The 13,041-nt window shown below is 70.9% G+C and carries 12 protein-coding genes, 3 tRNA genes and 1 pseudogene; 8 read left to right on the top strand and 8 right to left on the bottom strand.

The window, feature by feature from the left end; genetic code table 11:
• The first annotated feature begins 132 nt into the window (after nucleotides 1–132).
• Together ACOBQB_RS27815 and ACOBQB_RS27810 are read left to right on the top strand one after the other, a co-directional pair.
• Nucleotides 133–1,620: a N,N-dimethylformamidase beta subunit family domain-containing protein gene (locus ACOBQB_RS27815; RefSeq protein ID WP_423598799.1), complete on the top strand. Its 1,488-nt coding sequence runs from the start codon at nucleotides 133–135 to the stop codon at nucleotides 1,618–1,620.
• A 225-nt stretch (nucleotides 1,621–1,845) separates the two neighbouring features.
• Nucleotides 1,846–2,742, top strand: coding sequence for a phosphoribosylaminoimidazolesuccinocarboxamide synthase (locus ACOBQB_RS27810; protein WP_423595342.1), 897 nt, complete (start codon nucleotides 1,846–1,848; stop codon nucleotides 2,740–2,742).
• 59 nt (nucleotides 2,743–2,801) lie between these two features.
• Here the strand turns inward: ACOBQB_RS27810 and ACOBQB_RS27805 are convergent.
• The 8 genes and pseudogenes from ACOBQB_RS27805 to ACOBQB_RS27770 all read right to left on the bottom strand — a co-directional run bounded on the left by ACOBQB_RS27805 (nucleotide 2,802) and on the right by ACOBQB_RS27770 (nucleotide 7,323).
• Nucleotides 2,802–2,874: transfer RNA gene (locus ACOBQB_RS27805), tRNA-Gly, on the bottom strand.
• A gap of 23 nt (nucleotides 2,875–2,897) precedes the next feature.
• Complete coding sequence (locus tag ACOBQB_RS27800) at nucleotides 2,898–3,506, bottom strand: response regulator (RefSeq protein ID WP_423595340.1); 609 nt, start codon at nucleotides 3,504–3,506, stop codon at nucleotides 2,898–2,900.
• Nucleotides 3,503–4,815 (bottom strand): annotated as a pseudogene (locus ACOBQB_RS27795) (sensor histidine kinase). The gene ACOBQB_RS27800 and the pseudogene ACOBQB_RS27795 overlap by 4 nt, the downstream one beginning before the upstream one ends.
• Nucleotides 4,788–5,567, bottom strand: a complete 780-nt coding sequence (locus tag ACOBQB_RS27790) for an ABC transporter permease (protein ID WP_423595338.1) — start codon at nucleotides 5,565–5,567, stop codon at nucleotides 4,788–4,790. Before ACOBQB_RS27790 ends, ACOBQB_RS27795 begins: the two are co-directional and overlap by 28 nt.
• Nucleotides 5,564–6,508: an ABC transporter ATP-binding protein gene (locus tag ACOBQB_RS27785; RefSeq protein WP_423595336.1), complete on the bottom strand. Its 945-nt coding sequence runs from the start codon at nucleotides 6,506–6,508 to the stop codon at nucleotides 5,564–5,566. Before ACOBQB_RS27785 ends, ACOBQB_RS27790 begins: the two co-directional genes overlap by 4 nt.
• Nucleotides 6,509–6,655: 147 nt before the next feature.
• Nucleotides 6,656–6,731, bottom strand: a tRNA-Gly gene (locus ACOBQB_RS27780).
• Nucleotides 6,732–6,810: 79 nt separating this feature from the next.
• Nucleotides 6,811–6,882 (bottom strand) — tRNA-Gly (locus ACOBQB_RS27775).
• A gap of 123 nt (nucleotides 6,883–7,005) precedes the next feature.
• Nucleotides 7,006–7,323 (bottom strand): histone-like nucleoid-structuring protein Lsr2, encoded by a 318-nt coding sequence (locus ACOBQB_RS27770; RefSeq protein ID WP_423598797.1) that lies wholly within the window; start codon nucleotides 7,321–7,323, stop codon nucleotides 7,006–7,008.
• A 353-nt stretch (nucleotides 7,324–7,676) separates the two neighbouring features.
• On the opposite strand from ACOBQB_RS27770, the gene purS reads away from it, so the two are divergent.
• From purS to ACOBQB_RS27740, 6 genes are all read left to right on the top strand, one after another.
• On the top strand, nucleotides 7,677–7,943 hold the full coding sequence (gene purS, locus ACOBQB_RS27765; RefSeq protein ID WP_423595334.1) for a phosphoribosylformylglycinamidine synthase subunit PurS: 267 nt from the start codon (nucleotides 7,677–7,679) through the stop codon (nucleotides 7,941–7,943).
• On the top strand, nucleotides 7,940–8,620 hold the full coding sequence (gene purQ, locus ACOBQB_RS27760) for a phosphoribosylformylglycinamidine synthase subunit PurQ (protein WP_423595332.1): 681 nt from the start codon (nucleotides 7,940–7,942) through the stop codon (nucleotides 8,618–8,620). Before purS ends, purQ begins: the two co-directional genes overlap by 4 nt.
• Nucleotides 8,617–10,866, top strand: coding sequence for a phosphoribosylformylglycinamidine synthase subunit PurL (purL, locus tag ACOBQB_RS27755; RefSeq protein ID WP_423595330.1), 2,250 nt, complete (start codon nucleotides 8,617–8,619; stop codon nucleotides 10,864–10,866). Before purQ ends, purL begins: the two co-directional genes overlap by 4 nt.
• A gap of 128 nt (nucleotides 10,867–10,994) precedes the next feature.
• Complete coding sequence (locus tag ACOBQB_RS27750; RefSeq protein ID WP_423595328.1) at nucleotides 10,995–11,501, top strand: ArsR/SmtB family transcription factor; 507 nt, start codon at nucleotides 10,995–10,997, stop codon at nucleotides 11,499–11,501.
• Between the two features lie 51 nt (nucleotides 11,502–11,552).
• Nucleotides 11,553–12,392 (top strand): M23 family metallopeptidase, encoded by an 840-nt coding sequence (locus ACOBQB_RS27745; protein WP_423595326.1) that lies wholly within the window; start codon nucleotides 11,553–11,555, stop codon nucleotides 12,390–12,392.
• Nucleotides 12,393–12,397: 5 nt separating this feature from the next.
• Entirely contained in the window at nucleotides 12,398–13,036 is a 639-nt protein-coding gene (locus tag ACOBQB_RS27740; protein ID WP_423595324.1) for a TetR/AcrR family transcriptional regulator, read from the top strand.
• The last annotated feature ends 5 nt before the right edge of the window (nucleotides 13,037–13,041 follow it).

Here is a 13,041-nt window from a genome sequence, read left to right as displayed (position 1 = left end):
CGTCAATTAGCGACGAACGGTGACGGAGTGCGTGCGTAATGTGATGTGCTGGATCTGTCGCCGGACGGTACGCACCGGCCGGCGCCGCAGGCTCGGGGGAGTGAGGGAGGGGAAGACATGGGGCAGGAGCCGATGGGACAGGAGCCGATCCGCCGCTGGGAATCGGGCGCGCTGGCGCACGCCGTGTCGGACCCCTTCGGCCAGGGCCCGCTGCCCTGGCTGCGAGGATCCGAGCACTACTTCGACGACACGGGCAAGGTCGTGCCCTGGTACGTCGACCACGCGTCGGCCCCCGGGGCGAACATCCCGGCGCCGCGCACCGGCGCCCCCCGGACCGCCGACGACGTGCGCTGCCAGATCAAGGGCTTCACCGCCACCGGCGCCGCCGCCCCGGGCGAGGCGATCGACTTCCACGTCACGGTGGACCCGCCCCAGCAGTTCAGCGTCGACATCTACCGCATCGGGCACTACGGCGGCGACGGCGCCAGCAAGATCACGACCAGCCCGCGCCTGTCCGGCATCGTTCAGCCGCCCCCGCTCACCGCGGACCGCACGGTCTCCTGCCACCACTGGTGGCTCTCCTGGCGTCTCCAGATCCCGAGCTACTGGAACATCGGGGCGTACGTGGCGGTGCTCACCACCGCCGACGGCTACCGCTCGCACGTGCCCTTCACGGTCCGCGACAGCCACCCCGCCGACCTCCTGCTCCTCCTGCCGGACGTGACCTGGCAGGCGTACAACCTCTACCCGGAGGACGGCCGCACGGGCGCCAGCCTCTATCACGCGTGGGACGAGGAAGGCCGCCTCCTCGGCGAGAGCGAGGCCGCGGTCACGGTCTCCTTCGACCGTCCGTACGCGGGCGCGGGCCTGCCCCTGCACGTCGGCCACGCCTACGACTTCATCCGCTGGGCCGAGCGGTACGGCTACGACCTGGCGTACGCCGACGCCCGTGACCTGCACGCGGGCCGCATCGACCCGACCCGCTACCGGGGCCTGGTCTTCCCGGGCCACGACGAGTACTGGTCACCGGCGATGCGCCGCACCACGGAGCTGGCGCGCGACGGCGGCACCTCCCTGGTCTTCCTCTCCGCCAACACCATGTACTGGCAGGTGGAGTTGGGCCCCTCCCCGTCCGGCGTCCCGGACCGCCTGCTGACCTGCCGCAAGCGCCGCGGCCCCGGCAAGTCCGCCCTCTGGCGCGAGCGGGACGGCGACAACACCGCCGAGCAGCAACTGCTCGGCATCCAGTACGCGGGCCGCGTTCCCGAACCGCACCCCTTGGTCGTCCGCAACGCCGACCACTGGCTGTGGGAGGCGACCGGAGCGCACGAGGGCGACGAGATCGAGGGCCTGGTCGCGGGCGAGGCCGACCGTTACTTCCCGCGGACGGCGCTCCCCGAACACCAGGGCCGCATCCTGCTCGCCCACTCGCCGTACGCGGACGCGGAGGGTGTCACGCGCCACCAGGAGTCCTCGCTCTACCGCGCCCCCTCGGGCGCCCTGGTCTTCGCGTCCGGCACCTTCGCCTGGTCCCCGGCGCTCGACCGTCCAGGCCACGTGGACGCCCGCGTGCAGCGCGCCACGGCCAATCTCCTGGACCGCATCTGCAAGCGGGACTGACGACCCCTCCGCCAAGGCACCCCGGCGGACCCTTCCGCCAAGGCCCGGCGGTCCCTTCCGCCAAGGCCCGGCGGTCCCTTCCGCCAAGGCCCGGCGGTCCCTTCCGCCAAGGCCCGGCGGTCCCTTCCGCCGAGCCGACGCACGGCCCGGGGCGACCCCTGGCCACGACTTCGCCCCCGATACGGGAGAATCGACACCACTTGGTCGGAATCACTGGAGGGAACCGTGTCCGGATTCGTAGAAAAGCCCGAGCCGCTGCAGGTGCCGGGCCTGGTCCACCTCCATACCGGCAAGGTGCGCGACCTGTACCGGAACGAGGCGGGCGAGCTCATCATGGTCGCCAGCGACCGGCTCTCCGCCTATGACTGGGTGCTGCCCTCGGAGATCCCCGACAAGGGCCGCGTCCTCACCCGGCTCTCCCTGTGGTGGTTCGACCAGCTCGCGGACATCATCCCGAACCACGTCCTCTCCACGGACCTGCCGCAGGGCGCCCCCGCCGACTGGGAGGGGCGCACGCTCGTCTGCAAGTCCCTGGAGATGGTCCCGGTCGAGTGCGTGGCCCGCGGCTACCTCACCGGCTCGGGCCTTCTGGAGTACAACGCGTCCCGCACCGTCTGCGGCCTCGCGCTGCCCGAGGGCCTGGTCGACGGATCGGAGCTGCCCGGGCCGATCTTCACGCCCGCCGCGAAGGCCGCCGTCGGCGAGCACGACGAGAACGTGAGCTACGAGGAAGTCGCCCGCCAGGTCGGCCCGGAGACCGCCGCGCAGCTGCGTCAGGCGACGCTCGCCGTCTACAGCAGGGCGCGGAACATCGCGCGGGAGCGCGGCCTGATCCTCGCCGACACGAAGTTCGAGTTCGGCTTCGACGGCGGGGCGCTGTTCATCGGCGACGAGGTCCTGACGCCGGACTCGTCGCGGTTCTGGCCCGCGGACCAGTGGGAGCCGGGCCGCGCCCAGCCGTCGTTCGACAAGCAGTTCGTGCGGGACTGGCTGACCTCGCCGGCCTCGGGCTGGGACCGCAAGAGCGAGCAGCCGCCGCCGGCACTGCCGCAGGACGTGGTGGACGCCACACGCGCCAAGTACGTCGAGGCGTACGAGCGGCTGACCGGGACTTCCTGGTAGCACGGCCGCGCAGGAAGAACGAGAAAGGCCCCGCTCCGAGGAGCGGGGCCTTTCAGCTGAGCGGACGACCAGGTTCGAACTGGCGACCTCAACCTTGGCAAGGTTGCGCTCTACCAACTGAGCTACGTCCGCGCTGCGCCGTAACGCGAGGACAACTATACCCAACCTCGCTCGCGGGCGAGACGCACCGCCGCATGCCGGTTCTCCGCCCCGATCTTGGTGACCGCCGAGGAGAGGTAGTTGCGGACGGTCCCGGGGGAGAGCGCGGCGCGCTCGGCGATCTCCGCGACGGGCGCCCCGTCGGCGGCGAGTTCGAGCACCTCGGCCTCGCGCGCGGTCAGCGGCGAGTCCCCGGCGGAGATGGCGTCGGCGGCCAACTCCGGGTCCACGTAACGGTTACCGGCGTGCACGGCGCGGATGATCTCGGCGAGCCGCTGCGCGCTCACCGTCTTCGGCACGAAGCCGCGTACGCCCACCGCGAGAGCCCGCTTGAGATGTCCCGGTCTGCCATGACTCGTCACGATCATGGTCCGGCAGTGCGGCAGTTCGTCCCGCAGGGATGTGGCGACACTCACACCGTCGGCGCCCGGCATCTGGAGGTCGAGGACGGCGACATCGGGGCGGTGGGCCCGCGCCATGGCGAGCGCCTCGGGCCCGGTGGCCGCCTCGGCGACGACCACGAGATCGTCCTCCAGGGCGAGCAGCGCGGCGAGGGCACCCCGGATGAGGTGCTCGTCGTCGGCGAGCAGTACGCGCAGGCTCACAGCAGTACCTCGCTCCGGTCGGCCGGTGCGGGCGCCGCGCTCCCGGCGGCGGCCCGAGGCAGCCGCACCGCCGCGGTGAGGTGGAAGCGGCCCTGACCGGCCGCGAAGTCGAGGGTGCCGTCGACCTCGGCCAGCCGTTCCCGGAGGCCGGCGAGGCCCGAGCCGCCGCCGGACGGCACGGCATCGGGCACGCCGTCGTTCTCGACGGTCAGTGCCGTGCGGTCATCCGTCACCGCCAGGGTGATGTCGCAGCGGGTGGCGTCGCCGTGCCGCAGCACGTTGGTGGCCGCCTCGCGCACGACCCAGCCGAGGGCCGACTGCACGGGGCCGGCAGCCCCGCCGCCGAGCCGGTGACCCGGCAGGCGATCCCGGCCGCCTCCAGGACGCCCTGCGCGCCGAGGAGTTCCACGCCGAGGTCGATCTCGCGGTAGCCCCGCACCACTTCCCGTACCTCCCGCTGCGACTCCCGCGCGATCCGCTGCACCTCGACCATCTGGTCCACGGCCTCCGGCCGCCCGCGGCGCGCGAGCTGCACCGCCAGCTCGCTCTTGAGGGCGATGACGGCGAGGTTGCGGCCCATGACGTCGTGCAGGTCCCGCCCGAACCGCAGCCGCTCCTCGGCGACCGCGAGGCGGGCCTCCACCTCGCGGGAGCGGTCGGCCTCCCACATCACGAAGAGCGTCCAGGCGCCGCAGCGCGTGCAGATCAGCATCAGCAGGCCGGCGAAGGCGATGAGGGCGGCGAACCCGGCGAGCCGTGCGTCATGCACGCCGACGGCGGCGAACCCGGCCACGGCGACGGCGTCGATCAGCGCGATGTGGACCAGGAACCTGCGGACCGGCACGGCGAAGGCGAGCGCCTGGCCGAACGGCACGACCAGATACAGCGCCGTGAAGCCGACCGTCTTCTCGGCGACGCCGTCGACCGCTTCGAGAGCGAGGACGAGCCCCAGCGCGAGGGCCAGCAGGGCGCCGGAGACGGCGAGGTCGCGGCGCGGCATGCCCGCCCGTTTCAGGTAGTGGTCGACCGAGCGCCGCAGGGAGCGGTTGACGTGCACGCTCTGTACGGCGGCCACCGCGATCAGCGTCCAGCCGATGATCTGCGCGGCGGGCTCGTGGGCCAGGCTCAGGCCCAGCGGCAGCGAGCCCCAGGTGAGGAAGAAGAGCCAGGGCAGGACGTGCCACATGACCACGCTCTGGAACTCGACCTTCTCGATCTTGCTCCTGGCCTGCCAGCCACGCTGCCAGGCCCGTATCCGGCCGACCACGCGGACCGCCTCCCTCAGTGCCGGGGTTCCCAGCGGAACCATCGCCGTACAGCAAACACGGACACCAGGCTCCAGGCCACCGCCGTGGCGACGGCGCCGAAGGCCTCACCCGCCGAGAGGCCGCCGGTCCAGCCGCCGCGCACGAGTGCGATCACCGGGGAGAGCGGCAGGAGTTCGCAGACCGAGGCGAGGGCGTCGGGCATCACCTCCAGCGGTACGACGAGCCCCGAGCCCAGCATCGACGCGAAGATCAGCGGCATGCTCATGACCTGGGCGGTCTCCGCGGTCCTGCTGAAGCTCGCCGTCACCGCCGCGAGCGCGCCGAACATCACGATGCCGAGCAGCACTCCGAGGAGCGGGTAGAGCGCGTTGCCGGGCGCCCCCGCGTCCAGGAGCGCGAGGCAGCCCAGGGAGAGCACCAGGATCTGCGCGAGGCCTATGGCGACGGCGGGCAGCGAGGCGCCGATCAGGATCTCGTGGTCCCGCAGTTCCCCGGTGCGCAGCCGCTTCAGCACGAGTTCCTCGCGCCGCGCGACGAAGACGCCGATCAGCGAGGCGTAGACGGCGAAGACGAGGGAGAAGCCGATGGCGGACGGCAGGACCATCGTGCCCACCGAGAGCCCGGCCTCCGCCAGGTCGTTCTCGCTCATCGCCGCGCTGACGCTGAACGGCATCACCGCCGGCACGAACAGCGCCGCGAACAGCGTCCCCTTGCTCCGCCCGAGCAGGGTCAGCTCGGCGCGCGCCAGCGCCCGCATCCGCCCCGCCGGAGTCGTCACGGCCACCGTGCTCATACCGCCATCTCCTTGTTCCCGGCCTGCTCGGTGTCCCGCGCGATCCGCAGGAACGCCTCCTCCAGCGAGGCCGCCCGCACGTCGAGCGCCCCCAGTTCGACCCGCGCGTCCCTGGCCCACAACAGCAGTCCGGTGGCGGCTCGTTGCAGTTCGTGCGTACGCAGCTTCACCCGGCGCCCGGAGACCTCGTGCCCGCTCACGCCCAGCCCGGCGAGTGGCGGCAGGTCGCCGACGAAGTACCCCGCGGGCAGTTCGAAGGAGACGTGGGAGGGCTGCGCGGCGACCACGTCGGCGACACGTCCCTCGGCGGCGATCCGCCCGTCGTGGAGGATCGCGAGCCGGTCGGCGAGTTCCTCGGCCTCTTCCAGGTAGTGCGTGGTGAGCAGCACGGTCGTGCCGTTGTCCCGCAGAGCGCGGACCAGCTCCCAGGTCTCGCGCCGCCCTTCCGCGTCGAGCCCCGTGGTGGGCTCGTCGAGGAAGAGCACCTCGGGCCGCCCGATGAGCGCCATGGCCAGGTCGAGCCGTCGCTTCTCGCCGCCGGACAGCTGTTTCACGCGGACGCCGGCCCGCTTGCCGAGCCCCACGATCTCCAGGGCCTCGGCGGCGGGCCGGGCCCCGCTGGTGCAGCCGGCCCACATCCGCACGGTCTCGGTGACCGTCAACTCGGCGGGAAATCCGCCTTCCTGGAGCATCACGCCGATGCGGGGCCGTACCGCGGCCCGCTCGGTGTACGGGTCGTGCCCGAGCACCCGGACCCGCCCGCCGGCCGGCGCCGCGAGGCCTTCGAGGAGCTCCATGGTGGAGGTCTTGCCCGCGCCGTTGGTGCCGAGCAGCGCGAACAGCTCGCCGCGGCCCACGCCGAAGGAGATGCCGCGCACCGCCTCGAAATCGCCCCCGTACACGCGCCGGAGATCGGTCACGTCGATCACTTGGTCCGTCATGGGGATGAGCATCCCCCGGCCGGAGGCGGGGGAGCAGTGCGCGCTGTCACCGGCCCTCATGACAAATGTCAGCAGCCGGTCCATGGGGGAACGATCCTCGGGGTACACGAAGAAGGCCCCGGTCGGATCGACCGGGGCCTTCTTCTTTGGAGCGAACGACGAGGTTCGAACTCGCGACCTCAACCTTGGCAAGGTTGCGCTCTACCAACTGAGCTACGTTCGCATTGCCTCCGACCAGCTCTCACTGATCGGCGCGAGCACCAGCTTACCGCAACCAGGTGACTGGTCGGGAAGCGATGCGGAGCGGGTGACAGGAATTGCACACTGCGCCTTCCCCCTGGAAGGGGGATGTTCTACTACTGAACTACACCCGCACGACTCCGTGAGGTCCGGCCTTTCGGCCTTGCCCCTCGGCGTGCTTCAGACTCTAGCTGACCAGCGGGGGTGCAGCGCAAGTCGGTTGCCGCGAGAGGCTCGGGACCGCGGAGGGCGCCAGGTCAGTGGGCCGCCTCGAAGGCCTCGTAGACCCGCTTGGGGATGCGGCCGCGCGGCGGGACGTCCAGCTGGTGCGAGCGGGCCCAGGCCCGTACGGCCGACGGGTCGGGGGAGACCGTGGTGTGCCGGTACGCCTTCCCGGACCTCGACTGCTTCCGGGCCGCCTCCAGGTAGGGGGCGAGCGCAGTGCGCAGTTTCTTGGCATTGGTTTGGTTGAGGTCGATCTCGTACGACTTGCCGTCAAGACCGAACGCGACCGTTTCCGCCGCTTCCCCGCCGTCCATGTCGTCAAAGAGAGTGACTACGACACGCTGCGCCACGAATATCGGTCCCTTCATGCGGCCCCACCGCGCTGACGTGCGGTGATGCCGACCGTCCGGCTGTTTTGGGCAAAGTATCGACTATTGCCATTTCCTTTGTACAGTGCCCGGCATTGAATTGTGAAGTCCGGCCGAATATCTCCGCGTGTCCGGCCGCAATGCTGATCCGTGATCTTTTCCCGGATTCCCCGTGAAGGCGCCCCGGCTGAAACCTGTCGTCGCGGGGGAACGTGACCGCCATCACGTAGGTTTCTACGAATCTACGCGAGTAGAAATTTTGTGCCGGTAGTCTGAAGGGACCTGCTCAGCGCCATGCAAGCAGCACACGCCAGCACCACACACCGGGAGTGCCAGTGGCACGCGTCGTAGTCGACGTCATGCTCAAGCCGGAGATCCTCGACCCCCAGGGCCAGGCGGTGCAGCGTGCACTGCCGCGCCTCGGTTTCCAGGGCATCTCCGACGTACGTCAGGGAAAGCGTTTCGAACTGGAGGTGCAGGGGCCGGTCGACGACGCCGCCCTCGCCCGTATCCAGGAGATGGCGGAAACCTTCCTCGCCAACACCGTGATCGAGGACTTCGTCGTAAAGGTCGAGGACGAGAAGGCGGAGGAAGAGAAGTGACCGCTCGAATTGGCGTCGTCACTTTCCCCGGAACCCTCGACGACCGCGACACGCAGCGCGCCGTCCGCGTGGCGGGCGCCGAGGCGGTGCCGCTGTGGCACAAGGACAAGGACCTCAAGCAGGTCGACGCCGTGGTGCTGCCGGGCGGGTTCTCCTACGGGGACTACCTGCGGGCCGGGGCCATCTCCCGTTTCTCGCCGGTGATGGAGTCCGTCATCGAGCAGGCGAAGGCCGGAATGCCGGTCCTCGGCATCTGCAACGGCTTCCAGGTCCTCACCGAGACGCATCTCCTGCCGGGCGCGATGCTGCGCAACAACCACCTGCACTTCATCTGCCGCGAGCAGAAGCTGCGCGTGGAGAGCGACCGGACCGCCTGGACCGCCGACTACACCGCCGGTCAGGAGATCTCGATCCCGCTCAAGAACATCGACGGGCAGTACACCGCCGACGAGCGGACCCTGGACATGCTGGAGGCCGAGGGCCGCGTCGCCTTCCGGTACCTCGACACGAACCCCAACGGTTCACTCCGTGACATCGCCGGCATCACCAACGCGGCGGGCAACGTCGTCGGTCTCATGCCGCACCCCGAGCACGCGGTCGAACCGCTGGTCGGGACCGGCCGCACCGACGGCCTGGGATTCTTCACCTCGATCCTGAAGAAGCTGGTCAACGCATGACTCTGGACACCGTCAAGCACGCAGCCGAGACCCCCGACGTCAAGCTGCCCTGGGCCGAACTGGGCCTGAAGGAAGACGAGTACGAGCGCGTCCGCGAGATCCTCGGCCGCCGCCCGACCGGCGCCGAGCTCGCCATGTACTCCGTCATGTGGTCCGAGCACTGCTCGTACAAGAGCAGCAAGGTCCACCTGCGGCAGTTCGGCGAGAAGGTGCCGCAGAACGACGCGATGCTCGTCGGCATCGGGGAGAACGCGGGCGTTGTCGACGTCGGTCAGGGCTACGCCGTCACCTTCAAGGTCGAGTCGCACAACCACCCCTCGTACGTCGAGCCCTACCAGGGCGCGGCCACCGGCGTCGGCGGCATCGTGCGCGACATCATCGCGATGGGCGCCCGGCCGGTCGCGGTCGTGGACCCGCTGCGGATGGGCGACGCCCACCACCCCGACACCAAGCGCGTCCTGCCCGGCGTCGTCGCCGGCATCGGCGGCTACGGCAACTGCCTCGGCCTGCCCAACATCGGCGGCGAGCTGGTCTTCGACGCCTGCTACCAGGGCAACCCGCTGGTCAACGCCGGTGCCATCGGCGTCATGCGGCACGAGGACATCCACCTCGCGAAGGCTTCGGGCCCCGGCAACAAGGTCATCCTGTACGGCGCCCGCACGGGCGGCGACGGCATCGGCGGCGCCTCGATCCTGGCCTCCGAGACCTTCGACGACACGAAGCCGTCGAAGCGTCCCGCCGTCCAGGTCGGTGACCCCTTCCAGGAGAAGCTCCTCATCGAGTGCACCCTGGAGGCCTTCGCCGAGAAGCTCGTCGTCGGCATCCAGGACCTGGGCGCGGCCGGACTCTCCTGTGCCACCAGCGAGTTGGCGTCCAACGGCTCCGGCGGCATGCGGGTCGAGCTGGACGACGTACCGCTGCGCGATTCCACGCTCACTCCCGAGGAGATCCTCATGAGTGAGTCGCAGGAACGCATGTGCGCCGTCGTGGAGCCGGAGAAGGTCGCCCGCTTCCTGGAGATCTGCGAGAAGTGGGACGTCATCGCCACCGTCGTCGGTGAGGTGACCGACGGCGACCGGCTGGAGATCTTCTGGCACGGCGAGAAGATCGTCGACGTCGACCCGCGCACGGTCGCGCACGACGGCCCGGTCTACGAGCGTCCCTACGCGCGGCCGCGGTGGCAGGACGCGCTCCAGGCTGACGACGCCGACAAGCTCGCGCGGCCCGTGAATTCGGCCGAGCTGCGCGAGCAGGTCCTCAAGCTGGTCGCCGCCCCGAACCAGGCCGCGAAGTCCTGGGTCACCGACCAGTACGACCGCTTCGTGCAGGGCAACACCGTCCTCGCCCAGCCCGAGGACTCCGGGATGATCCGGATCAACGAGGAGACGGGCCTCGGCGTCGCCATCGCCACCGACGGCAACGGCCGGTACGCGAAGCTCGACCCGTACAAGGGCGCGCAGCTCGCGCTCGCCGAGTCGTACCGCAACGTCGCCGCCTCCGGCGCCAAGCCGCTCGCGGTCTCGGACTGCCTGAACTTCGGTTCGCCCGAGGACCCGGACGTCATGTGGCAGTTCGCCGAGGCCGTCCGCGGCCTCGCGGACGGCTGCCTGGAGCTGGGCACCCCGGTCACCGGCGGCAACGTCTCGCTCTACAACCAGACGGGCGAGGCGGCGATCCACCCGACGCCGGTCGTCGCCGTGCTCGGCGTGATCGATGACGTGGCCCGCCGCACGCCGATCGCGTTCAAGGAAGAGGGCCAGCTCCTTTACCTGCTCGGCGAGACGCGCGAGGAGTTCGGCGGCTCGGCCTGGTCGCAGGTGGTCCACGACCACCTCGGCGGGCTCCCGCCCGAGGTCGACCTGGGCCGCGAGAAGCTGCTCGCGGACATCCTGATCTCGGCCTCCCGTGACGGCATGATCGACGCCGCGCACGACCTCTCCGACGGCGGCCTCGTGCAGGCCGTCACCGAGTCCTGCCTGCGCGGCGGGAAGGGCGCGCGCCTGGTCGTCCCGGACGGTCTGGACGCGTTCACCTTCCTGTTCTCCGAGTCGGCGGGGCGCGCGGTCGTCGCCGTGCCGCGGAGCGAGGAGCTGCGCTTCACCGACATGTGCGGGGCGCGGGGCCTGCCCGTCGCGCGCATCGGTGTGGTCGACGGCGACGCGGTGGAGGTGCAGGGCGAGTTCACGCTGCCGCTGAGCGAGCTGCGCGAGGCGCACGAGGGGACGATTCCGGGGCTCTTCGCCTGACGGCCGTCTCTCGGAAGCCCCCGCCCGGACCTCACGGTCCGGACGGGGGCTTTTCCGTTTCCGCGGGCTCTCCGCAAGCCCTACGGCCGGCCTTGCCAAGAATTACGTACTTACGTAATCTCGTACATGTGGATCTCGAAGAGCGCGTCGCCGAGCTGGAACGGCGCATGGCGGAGCTGGAGAGCGCGGGGCCGGCCGTGCCCCCGGTGGGAGAGGGCGACTTCTGGGCCCTCGACGCCCTCAAGGCACGGCACCCGGTGGCCGAGGACGCGGACGGCGCCGTCCTGTTCACCGGAACGGTGCGCGTGCCGACCGGGCACCGGTACGACTGGCAGTACGGCCTGCTCACCGAGACGGTGTTTGAGGGCGACTGGTCGGACGCGGCCGAGTCGTTCGCCGCACTCGGCCATCCCGTACGGCTGCGGCTGCTGCGGGAGATCCTCGGCGGGCTGCGCACCGCCGCCGAGCTGGCCGCGCTCGACGACGTCGGGACGACCGGCCAGATCTACCACCACCTGCGCCAACTGACCGGCGCGGGCTGGCTGCACACCTCGGAGCGCGGCCGGTACGAGGTGCCCGCCGGGCGGGTGGTGCCCCTGCTCGTGGTGCTCACCGCCGCGCGCCCCGTGACCTGACCGTTGACCGCGCCACCCGACCGTTTTCCGTACCAGGACCAGGGGGAAGTCATGTTTGTAGGCTTGCGCAAAGCCGCCGCGCCGGTCCAGCGCGTGCTGTGGGGGATCTTCTTTGTCCAGGTGGTCGCCCGGTTCTTCGTGGACCTGCCGTACGACTACTGGGTGAGCTGGCTGCCCGCCGTCGGTGCGATCGCCATCAGCCTGGTGACCGCGCGCTCCGCCCGTCGGCGTTTCGAGGCGGAGCCCCCGGCGCCCGTCGAGGTCGGGGCCCCTGTCACCGGCCGCTGGTCGGCGCTCAACAGCCCCGCCGACAAGGTGCCGAGCCACGGCACGCACAGCCTCGGACAGACGTACGCCATCGACATCGTGGCCGAGCCGGAGGAGGGGCCCCAACGCCCCACGCCTGCCTGGTTCTGGCCGGTGGCCCACCGCAACCGGGCCTATCCCGCCTTCGGGGCGCCGCTGCTCGCGGTGGCCGACGCCACCGTGGTGCACGCCGAGGCCGGCCAGCGCGACCACCTCAGCCGCAGCTCCCTCGCCGGGGTCCTGTACTTCTGGCTGATCGAGGGCATCGGCAGGACGCTCGGCGGGACACGGCGCATCGTCGGCAACCACGTCGTCCTCGACCTCGGCGAGGGGGTGTACGCCGCGTACGCGCACGTCCAGCGGGGCTCGCTGGCGGTGCGGGCGGGGGACAAGGTCGCCGCCGGGCAGCAGCTCGCCCGCTGCGGCAACTCCGGCAACTCCACCGAGCCGCACCTGCACTTCCAGCTGATGGACGGGCCCGACCTGGACACGGCGCGGGGCGTGCCGTTCCGCTGGCGCGGGGTCGGGGTGCCCGGCAACGGTGAGACGTTCACGGCGCGGGAAGAAGCCACCCCGGTACCGTGACCCGCATGACAGAGGAGATGGGTCTGCGCGCGCGCAAGAAGAGGCAGACCGCCGCGCGCATCTGGAGCGTCGCCGTCGACCTCTGCTCCGAGCGGGGCTTCGACCACGTCTCCGTGGCGGAGATCGCCGAGGCGGCCGACGTGTCAAAGATGACCGTCTTCAACTACTTCGGCACCAAGGAAGGCGTGATCGTCGCTCCGATGGAGGAGCACGCCGGGGACCCGGCCCGCGCGGTGAGCGAGCGCCGGCCGGGCGAGTCCGCCGTGGCCGCCATGCGCCGGCAGTTCCTGGACCAGGTCGCGGGGCGCGACCCGTCGATCGGCCTCAGCGGTGACCCGCGCGCCCTCAAGGTGCGCCAGCTCATCAATGAGACACCGACCCTCGCGCACCGCATGGTGATCTTCCATATGCGCAGTGTCCAGCTCCTGGCGGACGCCCTCACCGAGGAGACGGGCGACATGCTCCTCGCGCGGGTCGCCGCCGCCCAGCTGACCGGTGCACGCAACGCGCTCATCATGGAGAACCACCGGCGCACCATCGTCGGCGACCCGCTCGACGAGATCGCTAAGGACTGTGCCGCGTCCGCCGAACGCGCCTTCGGCCTGGTGGAAAAGGGACTTCAGGGGTACCCCGGAAACGCTTAGGCTCG

Source organism: Streptomyces sp. G5(2025) (assembly GCF_049542075.1).
GTDB lineage: Bacteria > Actinomycetota > Actinomycetes > Streptomycetales > Streptomycetaceae > Streptomyces.
The sequence above is the reverse complement of the archived record's forward strand: the minus strand, read 5'-3'. Positions and strand labels throughout refer to the sequence as shown.